13 protein-coding genes are annotated in these 19102 nt (G+C 37.0%); 11 read left to right on the top strand and 2 right to left on the bottom strand.

The window, feature by feature from the left end:
- Positions 1–2247: a GH92 family glycosyl hydrolase gene (locus SJY44_RS00485; protein WP_396590814.1), complete on the bottom strand. Its 2247-nt coding sequence runs from the start codon at positions 2245–2247 to the stop codon at positions 1–3.
- Between the two features lie 229 nt (positions 2248–2476).
- Between SJY44_RS00485 and SJY44_RS00480 the strand changes: the two genes are divergently transcribed.
- From SJY44_RS00480 to SJY44_RS00450, 7 genes are all read left to right on the top strand, one after another.
- Positions 2477–3568 carry a histidine kinase gene (locus SJY44_RS00480; protein WP_298929967.1) on the top strand — a complete coding sequence of 364 codons (1092 nt, stop codon included), beginning with the start codon at positions 2477–2479 and terminating at the stop codon, positions 3566–3568.
- A complete protein-coding gene (locus tag SJY44_RS00475) occupies positions 3565–4284 on the top strand; it encodes a response regulator transcription factor (protein ID WP_298929963.1) in 720 nt (239 codons plus the stop codon). Before SJY44_RS00480 ends, SJY44_RS00475 begins: the two co-directional genes overlap by 4 nt.
- A gap of 250 nt (positions 4285–4534) precedes the next feature.
- Positions 4535–6892 carry a PSD1 and planctomycete cytochrome C domain-containing protein gene (locus SJY44_RS00470; RefSeq protein WP_396590813.1) on the top strand — a complete coding sequence of 786 codons (2358 nt, stop codon included), beginning with the start codon at positions 4535–4537 and terminating at the stop codon, positions 6890–6892.
- A 1-nt stretch (position 6893) separates the two neighbouring features.
- Positions 6894–8384 carry a DUF1501 domain-containing protein gene (locus SJY44_RS00465; RefSeq protein ID WP_396590812.1) on the top strand — a complete coding sequence of 497 codons (1491 nt, stop codon included), beginning with the start codon at positions 6894–6896 and terminating at the stop codon, positions 8382–8384.
- The gene (locus SJY44_RS00460) at positions 8381–9418 is read left to right on the top strand and encodes a 6-bladed beta-propeller (RefSeq protein ID WP_396590811.1); all 1038 of its coding nucleotides are present in this window, start codon (positions 8381–8383) and stop codon (positions 9416–9418) included. The genes SJY44_RS00465 and SJY44_RS00460 overlap by 4 nt, the downstream gene beginning before the upstream one ends.
- Complete coding sequence (locus SJY44_RS00455) at positions 9415–10269, top strand: chitobiase/beta-hexosaminidase C-terminal domain-containing protein (protein WP_396590810.1); 855 nt, start codon at positions 9415–9417, stop codon at positions 10267–10269. Before SJY44_RS00460 ends, SJY44_RS00455 begins: the two co-directional genes overlap by 4 nt.
- A 13-nt stretch (positions 10270–10282) precedes the next feature.
- Positions 10283–12328: a c-type cytochrome domain-containing protein gene (locus tag SJY44_RS00450; protein ID WP_396590809.1), complete on the top strand. Its 2046-nt coding sequence runs from the start codon at positions 10283–10285 to the stop codon at positions 12326–12328.
- A gap of 94 nt (positions 12329–12422) precedes the next feature.
- Here SJY44_RS00450 and SJY44_RS00445 read toward each other — a convergent pair whose 3' ends face one another.
- Positions 12423–12752, bottom strand: coding sequence for a YegP family protein (locus SJY44_RS00445; protein ID WP_298929948.1), 330 nt, complete (start codon positions 12750–12752; stop codon positions 12423–12425).
- A 345-nt stretch (positions 12753–13097) separates the two neighbouring features.
- Here SJY44_RS00445 and SJY44_RS00440 point away from each other — a divergent pair, with 345 nt between their 5' ends.
- The 4 genes from SJY44_RS00440 to SJY44_RS00425 all read left to right on the top strand — a co-directional run bounded on the left by SJY44_RS00440 (position 13098) and on the right by SJY44_RS00425 (position 18878).
- Entirely contained in the window at positions 13098–13727 is a 630-nt protein-coding gene (locus SJY44_RS00440; RefSeq protein ID WP_299169021.1) for a hypothetical protein, read from the top strand.
- 95 nt (positions 13728–13822) lie between these two features.
- Positions 13823–15340 (top strand): hypothetical protein, encoded by a 1518-nt coding sequence (locus SJY44_RS00435; RefSeq protein WP_396590808.1) that lies wholly within the window; start codon positions 13823–13825, stop codon positions 15338–15340.
- 29 nt (positions 15341–15369) lie between these two features.
- Positions 15370–15783, top strand: a complete 414-nt coding sequence (locus SJY44_RS00430) for a lipocalin family protein (protein ID WP_396590807.1) — start codon at positions 15370–15372, stop codon at positions 15781–15783.
- 134 nt (positions 15784–15917) lie between these two features.
- Positions 15918–18878: a response regulator gene (locus tag SJY44_RS00425; RefSeq protein ID WP_396590806.1), complete on the top strand. Its 2961-nt coding sequence runs from the start codon at positions 15918–15920 to the stop codon at positions 18876–18878.
- Positions 18879–19102: the final 224 nt, after the last annotated feature.

Genomic DNA, 19102 nt, shown 5'->3' with positions numbered 1-19102 from the left:
TTAAATACCCCAATTTTTATTGGGATCAGGACCCATTTCAAATTTCAAAGTGCCACCTGCCATTAATTCCGTATGTGTGATGTAGGTGCGTTGCAACGATTCTCCATTTAGTTTAACCGCTTGAATGTATTTGTTGACTGGAGAGGTATTCTCTGCTAAAATGATAAAATTCTTTGTGTCGGATATTGAGATGGTAGCCTTTTCAAAAAGAGGGCTGCCAAACTCGTATTGTGCAGAGGCCGGATTCATGGGATAAAGCCCTAATGAGCTGAAAACATACCATGCCGACATTTGTCCACAATCTTCATTTCCACTTAATCCCTCAGGTTGTGCGGTGTATTGCGTATCTAATATTTGTCTTACCCAATATTGAGTTTTCCAAGGCTCTTTTGCACTATTGAACATGTAGGCAATATGGTGGCTTGGTTCATTACCATGCGCATACTGACCAATTAACCCCGAAATATCTGCGGAAACATTTTCTCCTGAAATCTCTGAACTCTCTGTGAAAAGTTGTTCCAGTTTTTTAGTGAAAGCTTGATTCCCCCCATGCAATTCTATAAAACCGGGAACATCATGCAAAACAAACCAACTGTGCTGCCAAGCATTACCTTCTGTATAATCCGTATGTTCCCTATGACTTGAAAATTTAGGATCAAATGGCTCGTTCCAACTTTTCCCATCTACGGATTTACCTCTCATAAATCCAGTGTCTGTATCAAAAAGATATTTATATGCATTAGAACGATTGCTGAAATATTGATAATCCTCCTCTTTTCCTAAATCCTTGGCCATTTGGGCGACACACCAATCATTATAGGCAAATTCAAGACTTATTGTAACTGACTCATCCAGCTCTGTATAAGGAATATATCCGTATTCTTTATAAGGGGCTAGCCCTCGAATCTCTCCCATCATTGTGTTACGAACAGCCTCGTATGCTTTATCAACATCGTACCCTCGTATTCCTTTCAGATACGTATCTACTATAACTGATACTCCATGGTTTCCAGTCATAGTGTTCGTTTCGTTTCCATATAAAGTCCATACAGGTAATCTACCCTGCTCATCATAATAGGCAAGCATAGACTGTACTATATCATTCGCCTTTTCTGGTTGCAAAATATTCAGCAATGGATTTTCTGCCCTAAATGTGTCCCATAATGAGAGGGTTGAATAGGCATTCCAATTTTGGGTATGATCAATACTGTCATTTTGCAATCGGAATTCACCATTAACATCACTAAAGAGTACCGGAGCTATCTGAGTGTGATATAAGGCAGTATAAAAAATGGTCTTTAAAGAATCTTGAGGCGTCTCTATCTTAATTTTGGATAATAATTCTTCCCATTTGTTATTTGTTTGACTTTTTACTTCATCAAAAGAAATAGTACTACCATGACGGGTCAGATTTTCCTTCGCATTTGCAATACTTACAGAAGAAACCGCGACTTTTATCTCAACAATCTTTGTTGAATCTTTGTTAAAAAAGAATTGCCCTCCTGTTTTTGTTCCTTTTGCTTCACTTCTACTATCCGGAGTTTCACTATTGGACATAAAATGAGCGTTTATAATTGGCTCAGAGGTTTCTACTACAAAGAATACTTTTTGGTTTTTTGCCCAACCTGTGCTGTGCCTGTATCCCACAATTTGGGTTTCACTTTCCAATGCAATGGAGCTTTCCGTTGGAGTATCCCAATTTACCGCATAGCCTAGGTCAAGAACAAAAGAAGGAACGTTATCGTTTTGATAGGTATACTTATGGAAAGACACGTATTCATTGGCGGTAAGTTCTACTTGAATATTATTGTTTTCCAAATCAACCTTATAATATCCTGGAGAAGCAATTTCACTGGAATGGGAAAAGCGAGAGGTATATGGCAAACTATCTCTTCTGGTACCAAATAAGGATACGTCCAGAGTTTTGTTTGTTGGCATTAACAACAAATCTGCCAAATCACCTATTCCTGTACCACTAAGGTGTAATTGTCCAAAGCCAGAAATAATAGAGTCTGTAATATGGTAGCCTGAACACCAATCCCAACCTGTAGTGCCATTATCTGGACTGGGTTGCACCATTCCAAAAGGGGCGGTGGCACCAGGAAAAGTATGGCCATGGGCACCGGTGCCGATAAAAGGATTTACAAATTCAGTAAAATTTTCAGCAGTGTCATTTTGTCTTTCTTCTTTGCATGATGAGCCTATAAGGAGTGCTATCAAAAAGAAAGGAAAAGAGAATTTGCTCATCTGCTAATTATATTAATATTGATATTTTTTATACTTTTCCTCAAAATATATTTGGTTTTCTTATGGTAATAAGGGAGTAGTGTAGATAAAGTCAATGGTCGTATTTGGTTGTGCAATTGTATTCCTAAATATTTGCAATTTTATTTTGAGGAAGAATAAAATTAGACCAACAACCTGCGCCAAAAGCTAAACAGCAGAAATACCGTACAAACAAAATACATCGAAATCCATGTACATAAATGATAAATTGGATGAGCTATTAAAAGCTGAATCTCCACAACCGTATCGCATTACTTATATGCACCATATCATTTTTTGGGCAATTTATTTTGGGCTCAATACATTGCGTTGGGGAAGTATGCATGATGATTTTGAATATTCCATTAAAACTAACTTGATAGGTTTCCCAATTCATATAGCGCTTTCTTATTTCAATGTTTATTTTTTAATGCCCAAGTATGTTTACAGAAGAAAGTACATTACCTATACTACCATTGTATTACTGTCTCTATTTATAATGTTGCTTGTAAAATACAACCTTACTTATTATTTGGTGAGCACAAATGTATGGCCAGAAGGACCGGCCGAAATAGCAGGAGAAGGCTTAACCTTAAATTATGCCATTCAGACCATGCTTGGGGAACTATACGTGGTATCTTTTGCTACTGCCATAAAAATTACAGTGGATTGGTTGCGAGAAAACAGTAAGTTTCATGATCTTGAAAAAAGACAGTTGACAACCGAGCTTAAATTTTTAAGGTCACAAGTTTCTCCGCATTTCTTCTTTAATACCTTAAACAATATTTATTCGCTTACGCTTGAAAAGTCGGATAAAGCACCAGAAGTCATTTTAAAACTTTCTGGACTGATGCGTTATTTACTCTACGCTACAAGAAAAAGAAAGCAAGATTTAAAAAGTGAAATAGACTGTATTCAAAATTATATAGACTTAGAACGAATACGTTTTAATGACTCATTGCAGATTGACATTGGAATTTCGGGAGATCTGGAAAATAAGATGATTGCACCAATGCTACTTGTTCCGCTAATTGAAAACTGCTTTAAACATGGGGCAAGTAAAAATATTGGCGACATGCATATTACCATAGATATTAATGTTGCAGATGATTTTTTGTATTTTAATGTATCCAACACAATTCCTAAAAATGACATGGATAGCAAAGTGGCAACCAGAGGTGGGGGCATAGGATTGTCCAATGTAAAGAAACGTTTGGAATTAGGTTATGATCCAAAGGATTATGACCTTTCTATTTTTGAGAAGGAGAATATGTTTCATGTAGACTTAAAACTAAAAGTATGACGGCCTTAAGAGTTATTATTATTGATGATGAGCCATTGGCAATTAATGTATTGAAGAATTATGCTGAACAGATAAAACAACTGCAACTTGTCAATACTTTTTCAAACGCTATAGACGCTACATCGTTTCTACAAGAAAATGAGGTTGACATTATTTTCTTGGATATCAACATGCCCATTTTAGATGGACTCAATTTTTTGGAATCGTTACACGTATCTCCAATGATTGTTATTACAACTGCACATGAGGAATATGCATTAAAGAGCTTTGAACTTGAAGTTATAGATTATCTCGTAAAACCTATTCCTTTCCCAAGATTTCTGAAAACTGTAAACCGTATTATAAGTTTAAAACAAGGAGCATCCAATACTGGTAGCCAGTCAACAAACGAAAAGCCAAGTATTTTCGTCAAAGTAGACAAAAAGAAATTACAAAAGATTTTTCTGGATGAAATTGTTGTTGTGGAAAGTCTTAAAGACTACATTCGGATTAAAACCACATCGGCAAAATATATCATCCACAAGACCTTAGGTAGTTTTACGGATGAGTTACCCTCTGATAAATTTTTAAGAATCCACAGATCTTACACTATTGCCATAGACAAAGTTGAGGCTATTGAAGGCAATAGTCTCGAAGTTGATGGTATCAGATATACCATTGGGAGAAGCTACTTAAACGATGCTAAAAGTCGTATTTTAAACGATTCAATTACATAGGGGTAAGGTTAATGTAAGAGTGGTTCGGGCTTTTCTTTTTTTATGTTTTTTGTCAAACTTGTTTTTCAATTGAATCTCTTAATCTAATAAACTTGGGTTTTTTGCAGTTTTTCAATTATCCAATGAATTCTAATTTGAATATATTAATACAACTTCATTAGTCCTTTCTGCTTTGCCATTGGTCGAATTTTTTAAGTGCATTTCCAGTTATCTAATTAGCTTCAAAAGCAACAATCAAAATCATAATTATATGCCTTCCATCAGGACATTAAGAAAGAAGATGCTCCTAGCTGCATATTTCGTTATCCTATCTTTTTTTGTAATAAGTTGTCAGAGTAAAAAAGGAGAGTATGCAACCATATCCCAAGAGCAGTCCGTAGGGCAAATTCCAGATAGTATTGATTTCTCATTTCATATAAAACCAATTCTTTCTGATAGATGCTTTGCATGTCATGGGCCAGATAAAAATGCTGTTGAGGGAGGTCTTTCCTTAAATAAGCCTGAAGATGCTTATGCTGCAATTGGTGAGGATAAGGATAGATATGCAATTGTTCCTGGAGATTTAGAAAAAAGCGAGTTGATAAAACGGATTTTTCAAGAAGATCCAGCTCTTAAAATGCCTCCACCGGAGTCAAACCTTTCATTATCTGATTATGAAAAGGAGTTACTTAAAAAATGGGTAGAACAAGGTGCAGAATACAAGAAACATTGGGCATTTGTGCCACCAGTTAGCCCAGCAGTACCAGTAATTGAGAATGATGAATGGAGTCAAAACGAGATAGATAAGTTTGTTCAAGAAAAATTGAATCTCAAAGGATTTATGCCTTCAAAAAAAGCAACCAAAGAGCAGCTTATCCGTCGCGCATTTTTTAGTATTGCTGGATTACCTCCAAGTGTGGATCAGGTCAATGCTTTCTTAAAAGATAACGCTCAAAACGCTTATGAGAAAGTTGTGGACTCCTTGCTAAATACTGCAGCTTATGCAGAATATATGGCAGCAGACTGGATGGATGTCGCAAGATATGCAGATACTCATGGCTATCAAGATGATTTTGAACGTACTATGTGGCCTTGGCGAGATTGGGTAATCCATGCTTTTGAAAAGAATATGCCTTATGACGAATTCGTGACCTATCAGTTGGCGGGAGATATGCTTTCCAATGCCACTAAAGAATCCATTTTGGCTACGGGCTTTAACAGAAACCATAAAATAACAGCGGAAGGTGGGGTCATCCCGGAGGAATATCGCATAGAATATGTAGAAGACAGAACCAACACGTTTAGTACTGCCTTTTTAGGTATGACGATGGAATGTGCTCGCTGCCATGATCATAAATATGATCCTTTGAGCCAAAAAGAACATTTCCAACTTTTCGGGTTTTTTAATAACATAGATGAGAAGGGGCTTATGGCAAATGCCCAAGAAATACCAAAACCATATATAACGGTTTCAAAAGAGGATATGGAAGGGGTATTGAATTTTGTGAACATGACTAAAAGCCCAGAGGCAAAGGTGGAAGTAATGGTTATGAAAGATATGCCCGGTCAGAGAGAAACTTTTGTTTTGAACAGAGGGGTCTACGATCAACCTTCAGAACAAGTCTTTCCTTCAACACCAGAAGCGATTTTACCATTTCCCGAAGAATTTCCAAAGAACAGATTGGGACTTTCCAAATGGTTGTTTCATGAAGAAAATCCATTAACAGCCCGCGTTGCTGTAAATCGTATTTGGCAAAGAATGTTTGGAAAAGGTTTAGTGGAAAGTTCGTACGATTTCGGAAACCAAGGAGCATTGCCATCTCATCCAGAATTATTGGATTTTTTGGCTGTTAAGTTCATGAAAGAAGGTTGGGATGTTAAGCAAATTATTAAATATATGGTACTCTCTTCTACCTATCAGCAGAGCAGTCATATTATAGAAGAAATGCAGGAGTTAGATCCCGAAAACACCTATTTGGCAAGAGCTTCTAGATTAAGATTGAGTGCTGAGATGATTAGGGACCAAGCATTAAAAATTAGTGGATTACTGAATGAGGAGGTTGGTGGACCAAGCGTAAAACCTTATCAGCCAGATGGTATTTGGGAAGAGACCACTGGAGGGGGAGGGGGAAGTACTTCAACTTATGTTCAGAGTGAAGGCAAAGATTTGTACAGAAAAAGTTTATATACTTTTTGGAAACGAACAGTTCCGCCGCCCAGTATGATGACGTTTGATGCCTCTTCAAGAGATCTTTGTGCCGTTCAGCGCCAAGAAACGAACACTCCTTTACAGGCCCTTGTACTTTTAAATGACCCACAGCTTATTGAGGCAGCCAGAGCATTGGCTCATAAAGCCATAGACACAAGTGGCAAGGAACCAATGAATCAAATACAATATGTTTTTCAAAATGCTACTTCTAGAAAACCAAATGAGGAAGAATTGAAAATCTTGTATGAACTTTATTTGGATGCACTTGAAAAGATAGAGACTGGCGAAGTTATTACAGATGAATATTTATCTATAGGGGAATTTTCTATGGATACGGACACCGCTTCAAACCATCTTGCAGCATTGGCCTTAACAGCGCATACAATATTAAATTTAGACGAAACCATCTCAAGAGGATAATATGAGTGAAAAGAAAATAATAGGGGATAATGCCATCAATATGAACAGGAGGTCTTTCCTTGGAAAGTCTGCCTTGGGAGTTGGTGGAATGGCATTAGGTTCTCTTCTTGATTGTAATTTTTATCAAAAAGAAGGTAGCCTGATTACAAAAGCGGATAATCCAATGGGAATAAAAGGGATTCTTAATTCCCCTCATCATCCCGCAAAAATAAAACGTGTCATATATCTATTTCAAAGTGGAGGACCTTCACAATTAGAACTTTTTGATTACAAACCACTGCTTAACCAAAGACGAGGTGAGGATTTGCCAGAATCGATTCGTAATGGACAACGTTTGACGGGAATGACATCAGGGCAAGACAAGTTTCCTTTGGTAGGTTCAAATTTTGGCTTTCAGCAGTATGGTAAAAATGGAACATGGATTAGTGATTTATTACCCTACACTGCGAAAATGGTTGATGAGCTATGCATTGTAAAATCGATGTATACCGAAGCAATTAACCATGATCCAGCTGTTACTTTTTTTCAAACTGGTTCACAGCAACCTGGTAGGCCCAGTATAGGTTCTTGGTTAAGCTACGGACTAGGAAGTGAAAATGAAAACCTACCTTCATTCACAGTATTATTATCAAGGGGTACGGGAAGACCAAATGGGCAGCCATTGTACACCAGATTGTGGGGCAATGGTTTTCTTCATTCATTACATCAAGGGGTGCAGTTCAGGGCTGCAAAAGACCCTGTTCTTTATTTAAACGACCCTAAAGGCATATCCAAAGAAACCAAACGCTCTATATTGGATAATTTAGCAGCCCTCAATGAAAAACAGTATCAGGAATTTGGGGATGATGAAATACAGAGTAGGATAGCCCAATATGAAATGGCCTATAGAATGCAAACGTCTGTTCCAGAAGTAATGAATACGGAGAACGAACCAGATTACATTTATAAAATGTATGGAGCTGATGCTAAAATACCGGGTACTTATGCCGCCAATTGTTTGCTGGCAAGAAGGTTAGCGGAGCAAGATGTTCGTTTTATTCAATTATACCATATGGGCTGGGATCAGCATGATAATTTGCCTTCTGCTATTGAAAAACAAGCAAAAGATGTAGATCAAGCTTCCGCGGCACTTGTGGCTGACCTTAAACAAAGGGGAATGCTAGAAGACACATTGGTCGTATGGGGAGGTGAATTTGGAAGGACCAATTACTCGCAAGGGCTATTGACCGATACCAATTATGGAAGAGATCATCATCCAAGATGTTTTACCATGTGGATGGCAGGCGGCGGCATTAAGCCAGGATTTGTATATGGTGAAACAGATGAGTTTGGTTATAATATAGTTAATAATCCTGTTCATGTTCATGATTTTCAGGCAACATTACTCCATTTGTTAGGGATTGACCATGAAAGACTTACCTATAAATATCAAGGGCGAAGATTTAGACTTACTGATGTTGAAGGACACTTGGTAAAGGATATATTAGCATGATGAATAGGAGAGGGTTTATTGAAAAAGGAGGCTTGGCCTCTTTAGGTTTAGCATCCATAGGGACTATGTCATTTTCGGAAAACACTTTAAAAGAAGCAATTATTGGTCATGGAAGTCACCAATATAAGATAGACCTAAACTGGGGAAAACTTAATAGTAAGAACTTTCCAGTGAAGGACTGTCATGAGATGGTGCAAGATGCTAAGGGAAGAATTATCTTGTTGACCAATCACACCAAAAATAATGTTCTCATCTATGATAAGTCTGGAAAATTATTGGATACCTGGGGAAATGAATATCCTGGTGCACATGGATTAACCATTCATGATGAAAATGGAACAGAGTTTCTATACATCTCTGATAATGATAGGCACGAGGTTATTAAAACGACATTGGATGGGAAAGTAATTCAGGTTTTTCCATTCCCAAAAGAAAGTGGAAAGTATCAAAAAAAGGAAGCATATATTCCAACTGAAACTGTCATTGCGGAAAATGGGGATATCTATGTTACGGATGGGTATGGTGCTCAATTCATAACGCACTATGATGCCAAAGGAAACATAAAAAACATATTCGGTGGTAGAGGTGATGAAGACCACCTTTTCAATAATGCACATGGTATTTGTATTGACGATCGTGACGCAAAAAACCCAACCTTGTTGATCACCGCACGCCAACAGAACAAATTAAAGCGTTTCTCATTGGATGGAACCTATCTCAATTCAATCGATTTGCCCGGAGCATATATATGCAGGCCGGTAATACACAATAAGCATATTTATCTGGCTACCATATGGTCTGGAGATGGGTCTGAGAACACTGGCTTTATTTCAATATTGGATGAAAACAATAAATTGATTTCTGCTCCTGGAGGAAGTATTCCCGAATATGAAAATGATAGTCTAAATCCCATGCATCAAGCTTTAAAGATTTTTAGACACCCTCATGATGTCTGTATTGATGAAGATGAAAACATTTATGTTGCCCAATGGAATTCCTCAGCTACCTATCCTATAAAACTATATCGAGTATGACGGTTTTCGTTTTCAACTTAACGAGAGCAATTGGTACTTTTAGTAAGATTGTGAAAGGAACAACTTTGATGTTCGTTTTCAGTTGCACAATAGCATCTTGCCAATCTAAAAAGCCTGTTTTTTTAAATGAATCTGCTATTCAGTTGGCACCTCCAATGGTGCATGTGGATTCTTTACTTTTTAGAAACTCAGCATTGATGAACATAGATTTGGCTTATGACAATACAATTCTTCGATATACAACGGATAGAAGCGGTGTCACAGAAAATTCTCCCCGTTACAAATCGCCTTTAAAATTAAAGGCTACAACCCATTTAAAGGTAAAGGCTTTTCATGAGGATTTTAAACCAAGCGATGAACAAGAGTTGGTTGTCCGAAAAATGAGCAAAGATATTTCAAAGGCTAAAGTAAATATTAGCCCAGAACCGAATGAAAATTATAAGGGAAGCGGGGCAAATTCCTTGATTGATGGCCTTAAAGGAACCGTCAACTTCAGAAATGGAGGAAAATGGTTAGGTTTTCAGGAAAATGAAATTGTTGTTGACCTTAATTTCCCAGAACCCACGTTCGTGGAAAATGTAATTGTAAGTGTGCTACAAGATCAAGGGTCATGGATTTTTTCACCTGCATCCATCAGTATTAAATCTGCAAAGGGAGACATTGGAGCTATTGAATTGGAGAGTAGTGCTGAAGCGAAAAGCAAAACAATGGATTTTATTGAGATTCCTGTTCAAAAAGAGAAATATAACGAATTGACCATAACCATTTCATCTTTAAAGGAAATCCCTGATTGGCATCAAGGTAAAGGAACGCTGCCCTGGGTATTTGTAGATGAGATTATTGTTGAATAAATAAAAGCTAATAATGCAGTTAGGAAATTTACATCCCTTATTTGTCCATTTGCCCATAGGGATTTTGGTCTTGGCATTCTTAATGGAGCTCTATTACTATAAAAAACCGGCTCCAAAAGATAATGGGACCATTCTATTTGCTTTGGGCATTGGTGCTTTGAGCGCATTATTTTCTATAGGGTCTGGCTGGCTGTTGGGTGATAATGGAGGATATGATGAAGAGCTACTTTCTAGACACAGGTGGATTGCTGTAGCTTTTTCTGTAGGAGCTTTGTTACTGTTTTTCCTCAAAAAATCTGTTAGTAGCTTAGCTAAAAAATCATATTTTCCAGTTTTTGTTTTAGTGTTGATTCTTTTGACGTTGACAGGGCATTTTGGCGGAAGTCTTACTCATGGCGAAGACTTTTTATTTGAGGAAGCTTATGAGGAACCTGTAATAGAAGATATAGAACAAGCAGCTGTTTTCTCCGATGTTATTCAACCTATTTTTCAACAAAAATGCGTTAGTTGCCATAATAGCGGGAAGGCCAAAGGCGGATTGTTGCTTACCTCAAAAAAGGAACTATTGGCAGGTGGAGATTCAGGATCACTTCTCGATTCGTTAGAACAAGAAAAGATGTCTTTGCTAATGCATCGTCTTCATCTTCCTATTGCTGATAAAGAACATATGCCACCAAAAGGGAAAGTACAACTTACTGCTGAAGAAGTGCTTTTATTGAATTGGTGGATGAAGAACGAGAATTGTTTTGATTGTGTGGTAAAGAATTTACATTCTGATGAAAAATTGGACGCGGTATTGGCCTCATTGGAAAAGGATACTTCTGTAAAAGCGTTGATTGCCGAAAAAGTGGATATTGTACCTTTGGAGTTCATCAGCACCTTATCTCAAAATAATATTTCTGCACAATTGGCTTCAGAAGAAGTTCCCCTATTATCCGTTAATTTTTTAAAGCGTAAAGATCTTAGCGAGGAGGACTTTGATCTGCTTAAACCATATAGGGATAATATTGTCGAAATCAATTTAGGGCATACCAATTTAACCGATGAATTGGCCAAGCAACTAAAACAGTTTAAACACCTTACCAAGCTTCAGTTGCAGAATACGGAAATAACCAATGCAATTGTGCCCATGCTCAGTGGTTTCGAATTTCTAGAATCGCTAAATCTTTATGGTTCGGAGCTAGATGATTCAGCTCTTAGCGCATTTACAGCTTTGCCCAATTTAAAAAGCCTTTATGTATGGCAAACCAAAATGACCAAAGATGGGCTTTCTGAGTTTCAGAAACAGAATGAAGCAATTTTGGTACAAAGTCAGGTAGCAGATAGTGTTTTTGCATCAAGTACCTTGACTCCGCCCACCATCCTTGCGGACCAAGAAATTTTTAAGGACTCTGTAAAAGTATCCATTGAGCAATATTTTGAAGGAGCCAAGGTGTATTACATAACAGAAAATTCAAAAAACGACACTATACCAAAGGAATATTCAGAGCCATTTTATCTTACAGAAACTTCTACTTTAAAAACATATGCCACTTCTGACAATTGGGAGCCTAGTTTGGTAAGTACGGCACATTTCTTAAAAAACCAGGTGGAAGTCAGTAATATCACATTAGCTGGAACCCCACATCCAAAATATAAAGCTCAAGGTGGTAAAACACTTATGGATCTAAAACGAGGAACAACTAATTTTGTTGACGGTAATTGGGTGGGATATGAAAGTCAGCATATGACTGCAACCATAGAATTTAAAGAACAGACCACAGTATCGAATATCTCCGTAGGGAGTCTTTCGATACCAACTAGTTGGATTTTCTTTCCTGTAGGCTATACCGTTTGGGGTTCAACAGATGGGAATAATTTTAGAAAAATAAAGACCATAAAACTGCCAAAGCCAGAACCTAGCATTGATATTGAACGCATGGCTTACAATATTGCCTTTGATCCTATTTCACTAAAAAAGGTGAAGCTTTTTGTTGAAAGTCCATTGAAGAATCCTGATTGGCATATTGAACCTGGAGGCAATAGTTTTATTTTCTTGGATGAATTAGTCTTTAATTAGCTTGGTTACATGTAAATTTTATAAATAGAAAACGGCCCTATTGGGCCGTTTTGTTTTTTATATCAGATATGGTATAACAGATGTTATAAAACATTTATGAATTGTCCTCAACCGAAGCATCGGGAGCGTTACTTTTTACAGAAGCAACCCCATTCTCCATGGCAGATACGCTGGAGTACATTTCACTTGCTCCAATAACTTGTCCGTTAGAAGCTTTTAAGTTAAAGTAAGGACTACCGTCTTTTGCAGTTTTTTTGTCGAACCTGTTGTCATCTTGAGAATTGGTTCTTACAGACGCAATACCGTTTTCGCAAGCAGGCTTGGTAGTATATGCCTCGCTACTTAAAATAACTTGGCCGTTGTTAGCTTTTAAATTAAATCTGAACTGTCCAGATTTGTCTTTCTTTATTTCAAATTTACCCATGGGATTATGTTTTAATTGCACTAAAACTAAGTTTTTTATTAAAAATATGCTAATCATGCATAGTAAATAATAATAACAACGGTAAATAAAAAGGCACTCAATACTTTTGAGAACTCTTCCATAATCTAAGTAGGCCAAACGTTTTACAAAATTATTCTGGTTTCCAACGCCTGTAAAATTGACGCATGTTACATATACGAAAGCTTATGTTACATATCAAATAAAGACCCAAAACACCTCAGACTACTTTTACCCTGTTCTGTGATTGTTCTATTTCCGAGTAGAACAATAAATAGTAGGAAACTCCCCCATTAATCTATAATTGTTAATGTTAAAACACTAATTATGAAAAAATTGAATGGAATTTCAAAATTGTTATTACTCGCTTTATTGATTGGGTTGGGAGGATGCTCCGCAGAGGATGGCGCTGTTGGGCCACAAGGACCCCAAGGTGCTTCAGGTGAAAATGGGTCTCAAGGAATTCAGGGAGAACAAGGGGTTCAAGGAGAGCAAGGAATACAAGGTGCAGATGGAGAGGATGGCAATGCCAATGTAATCTATTCCGATTGGTTCTTTCCTGATTGGAATGAATTTGATGCTCCAAGAGCTAAGCGAATGATAGTTACGGATCCTGAATTTGGGCAGAATTATGATGATGGTGTAATTCTCTTTTATTGGATTACCAATAACGGATCTACATTTCTTGTTCCTTGGAATTCATATAGTACAATTACTGGGGCTTTAAATATTTCAAGATCAATGAATGTTAGAGGTACATCCGGCGATGTATGGATAACCATTAGAAGATATGATCGAGATTTTGAAACCAGGGATACGTTTGGGCAGTTTGAGGGCATTATCTATAATCGACTCCGCTATGTCATAATCCCGGGCAATATAAATGTAAGTGGAAAATCAGCATTGGACTACAACGATTATGAAGCTGTAAAAGCATTTTACAACCTTCCAGATTAATAACCAAAACCAAAAAAATAGATCGGATGAAAAATCTCATTATAATATTTACATCAATTGTGTTTGGGTTTCAAGGCATAGGTCAAACTAAAAAGATGACCTCGTTTAAACCTGAACAACATGGATTCAAATTCAATAATACCTTTAAGAACATTTTTGTAGACGCTCTGGATTGGAGAACGGGAGGGTTATGTGGAGGTATGGTATACTCAGCTTTGGATTATTACAATACTCGGGGTAGATCAATCCCTAAAACTGCTTATAGGCCTACAGAAGGAAGTCCCTTGCAACGCTACTTGTATGATCGCCAAGTGACATCGCTTACTTCTAACCTAGATAAATGGGGCGAACTTGGTTTTAATCCTGACGGCGCTCGCAACAGTGAGTTTTTCAATTGGGGCATTGAGAATAAAAGAGGCAGTAGAATTAATGAATTACGCTCTTATATAGACCGCGGTATTCCTGTGCCTTTAGGAATGCAAAGTGTGGGAGAGAAGGAGTCAGACCCGGGCAACCATCAGATATTGGCCATTGGTTACGATTTTGGCTCAGCACAAGATATTGCCAATGGCAGTTATAAACGTAAAATGAAAATTTATGTTTATGATCCAAACTTTAAAGGGAGCATAAAAACCATGGTTCCCAACTTTGAAGAGGAAACATTTTATTACCTAGAAAATCCCAAAAAGAGGTGGCGAACTTATTTTGTTGATAGAAACTATCGTGCTAAATCTCCAGCAAGAATCTCACTTACAGATTATCCAAATGACAGAAAAATACATGAGCTTGTGTTTGAATTTGCCGTGGGAAGAGACGATTTGCGAGGGGGCAATGACAACCTGAACCTTACTATCAATTATCATGGTATAGCTCCCCAAAGAGTATATAATGTTAACAAAGGAAACAAATGGATAGATAATTATTCCCAGTATATCACAATTCCTCTTAAGACCCCTGTTGCTTCAAATAAGATAAAATCAGTACAATTGAATACCATATCTAGGAATGATAATTTCAATTTAAATGGATTGAAAATCAATGCTAGGGGACATAATGTGAACAAACGCATTTATGAAAAATTGGGTGCTCCGCTAAAACGCTTTACGGGGAAAGACAAAGTTTTTAGAGCACTTATCAATCCCAATCCTCCAACAATTGCCCATACTACATCGAACCCTAGAACTGGTGGGACTGGAGGTAAACGTCCCTCTATTAGTAGAAAAAAAATCGATAAACTAAGATTGTGGCTACGAACAGGTGATGACGATTTAAGAGGGGGTAATGACAATCTGAATATTGTGGTTCATTATAGGAATGGAAGAAAGCAAGTTGTGAACAATGTAAATAAAGGAACGCGATGGCCAGACAAAAGTTTAAACTCGGTAGATGTTACCCTTAATAATAACATCTTCAATTTATCGGAAATCTCGCAAGTAGTGCTGCAAACTACATTTAGGGGAGGTTCTGGAGGGGATAATTGGAATCTCAACGCCATACGAATAGAAGCACGTAAAGGAGGAGAAGCCATAGGAAATTACTATAAAAGAGGGAATGATAAGACCACATTGCACAGGTTTACAGACAAGAAAAGAACCTTTACCGCAAGGAGATAATTCAAAACATAACCATTAAGAAATATATTATGAAAACAATAAAAACAATTAGTATTCTAGGCCTTTTATTTTTGTCGTTCGCCTGCAGCGATAATAATGATGATGACGATTTATCGGAAACGCAGAAAACAGAAAATTTACTGACTTCGGGCAAATGGTATCTAGAATCAAAAACACCTGATGATTTTTCAGCCTGTGAAAAAAATGGCTCCCTTAAATTTAATGATGATGGTTCAATAGTACAGGAAAACTTTGAAGAAAATTTGGGGACTTGTGAGTTAGAAGAAACTGCCACGGCTACTTATACCTTAAGTGGTTCGTCTTTGGAAATTACGTTTGGTTCTGATGTTATTTCAGCAACTATTAATAGTATTACTGCAAGTGAGTTATCACTAACAGACTCAAGTGGAGATATCATTATACTTGATAAAACACAAGGTTGATATATTGGCAACGTTAAAATTTGCAGTATACCTGTTTAGAGGGATATAAAAACAAATTGGATTTTTAAGATGTTTCTATTTACGTGATGAAAAATCAAATTTTGTATCTTTTTGGAGTAACCTCACTAAGCAGTATGAAAACCAACCTTTGCTTTTTAATTACCTTCTTGTTGTATTCCTTGAGTTGGAGCCAGGAAACTCTGCAAATAGATTCGTTAAAGAGACTTCTAAAACAAAAGATAGGGCCGGCAGAAACCGTTGAGATTACAAATGAACTCTTTGAGTTGTATTTGTATACTTCTTTGGATTCTGCCGACTTTTATCGCAAGCGTATTGGAGAGGTTTCCATAAAAAATTCTTATCAAGAGGGGAGCTATTTTTATAATTCCCAAAGCGGAAGGTTCTATTTTGCAAAGTCAGATTTAGATAGTGCTTTTTTTTACATCAAAGCAGCTGCTAGCATAGCAGAAAAATTGGGAAATAAAGCCTACATGGCTGATAATTATAAAAAAATATCTATTATTTATGATGTTTGGCGAAATGATTCCCTTTCTCTAAAATTCATCAATAAAGCTTTGGCAAGTGCTAAGGAGACAGACGATTGGCGTCTGCTATCCTCTATATACGTAGCACTTGGAAATAGAAGTTTTCAATTCACACAATACCCTGAAGCACTATCCTATTACCTAAAATTGGATTCTATCTACACTGCCCAAAATAGCTTAGATAAATCCTTGGCTGCGGCATACTCTAATATTGGTCTCATTTATTCAGAACTTAAAGACTCACGTGCAGTAAGGTACATGAAAAAGAGTATTGAGGTGTACCAAAAATTAGGACATGAAGAAGGAGTACATTATGGAGAAGCGGCTTTGGGCATTCATTATGAACTTCAGGGTAATTGTAAAACATCAATACAACATTTGTTAAGGGCAAAAGACTTTTATGAGGAATATGAGGATGCCAACATGCTTGCAGAAATATACATGAGACTGGGCAGCTGTTATTTGGAGGAAGATATAGAGAAAGCTGAAGAATATCTTTTAAAAAGTAATGTGCTTTCAGAAGACGCGCAACGGATTACATTTTTGGCTACCAATAATACGGCATTGGGCGACCTTTATAGTGCCAGAAAAGAATATCGTAAAGCAATATCGCACTATAATAAAACAATTGAAATAGGAAGTGGTTTAGAGAATAACAAATCAGAGGGACTTAATGTTTTGGCGGCATATAAAGGTTTGATAGCTACTTATACGAAAATGAAGGATTTTGAGGCAGCCGTTGAAGCCTATGAAAAAAGAGCCGTTTTAGAGGATAGTATCAGAAGGTATCAAAATCATTTGGTGGTTGAAGAACTAGAGAAGAAATACCAAACAGAAAAAAAGGAACAGGAAATAGAGTTGCTTACTTCACAAGCGGAATTGGAAAATCAAAAATCTAAAAATGAGAAAAGTCTTTTTATTGCGGGCATATTAATATTGGGGCTCGCGGTTATTGCTTTATTTATTCTTTTTCGGAACAAGAAGCGTACAAATGATAAGCTTAGGCAGTTGGAGGCTGCCAAATCTAGGTTTTTTGCAAATATTTCCCATGAATTTCGTACCCCTCTTACCCTTATCTCTGGGCCGGTAGCACATCAATTGTCAAAAGAACGATTATCATCTGATGATAAAACAGACTTGGGTTTAATTCAACGAAATGCAAATAGATTGTTGAGTTTGGTCGATCAGCTTTTGGATTTGTCCAAGATTGAGGCTGGACGTAGAAAACTAAAATTATCAAAAGGAAATCTGGATTTATTTCTTAAACATCTTGTTGAGCCTTTCAGTTACCAATCTGCTCGTAAAAACCTAACCTTTAATACTGACATTAATCTTCCTGACGAAGCTTGGTTTGATCGAGATTTGGTAGAAAAAATCGTGGGAAACCTCCTGTCAAACGCACTTAAATACAGCGGTAAAAATGGTAACATTGATTTTAAAACAGAGGTTGTTAACGATGAGGTGCGGATTAATGTTATCAACGAAAATGAAAACTTGACCGAAAAAGAATTACCTAAGTTGTTTGATCGTTTCTATCAGAATAGCTCGATCAATCAAGGTTTCGGCATAGGGTTATCTTTGGTAAAGGAGTTGTCCCATTTATCTCATGGAGAAGTTAAGGCAGATAAACCTAGTCCGGGAACTTTAAGGTTTAGTGTGACTTTACCCATATCCAAGAATGCATTTACTAAAGAAGAATTAGCCTCGGCAAGTGATCTTTTAGAAAAGTCTAGAACCGAAATCAATACAGAAATCATTCCCCAACCGCAGGAAGAAGTACAATCTAATGATGAATCCCTGCCGTTGCTACTAATAGTTGATGATAATGAAGAGATCAGACTTTTTATACAATCATTATTGAAAAACGATTATCGTGTACTGCAGGCAGAAAATGGAAAAGAAGGAGTGGATGTGGCATTTGAGACAATACCAGATTTAATAGTTTCTGATATTATGATGCCTGTAGAAGATGGAATTTATTTAAGTAACAGCCTAAAAGCGGATGAGCGAACCTCTCATATCCCAATTGTTCTACTGACAGCCAAATCTGCTGAAGAAGATGAACTAGCTGGACTTAAAACTGGGGCTGATGCTTATATGATAAAACCTTTTAAGGAGGAAAAATTAAGAGTAGTTATTGAAAAATTGATTGCTTCCAGAACCGCCATTCAGGAAAAATTCAGTCAACAAGTGTTTCTTAAGCCCCACGAAATTGAACTGACATCTATAGATGCTCAATTGCTTAAAAGAATTCAAATTATACTTGATGACCAATTAACAGATCCAGATTTTAGTGCAAAAGTGTTTTCGGATCAGATTGGGTTAAGTCGAATGCATTTACATAGGAAATTAAAAGCCCTTACGGGGTTTTCCACCACAGAATTTATTAGAGCCCAACGTCTTAAACTTGCAGCTCAACTTTTAAAGGATGGTGGCGTAAACATATCAGAGATAGGATACACCGTTGGGTTTAATCAACCAGCTTATTTTTCTACCTGTTTTAAGCAGTACTTTGGTTGTTCTCCTTCGGAGTATGTCGCGGTTAAGTGATAAAACCATTAAAGACGCTTTTTTCGGTTTGGGCGGAATAAGGTCTTATTTTTTAAAGCTTATGATATAGACTTTTAGCTAATTTTATTAATCGGTTGATGTTTTGTAAACGCTGAAAACTGATATTTTATGGTAACATCACAATATTCGCCTTTTTTGATAGTAATCCGCGTTAGATTATTGGTGGTTTTTTGCTCCTGAATCATTACATTTATAATCGACCA

It is taken from the genome of Allomuricauda sp. R78024 (assembly GCF_044596045.1).
Classification (GTDB): Bacteria; Bacteroidota; Bacteroidia; order Flavobacteriales; family Flavobacteriaceae; genus Flagellimonas.
Note: the sequence above shows the minus strand (reverse complement) of the source record. Positions and strands in the feature narration are given on the sequence as shown.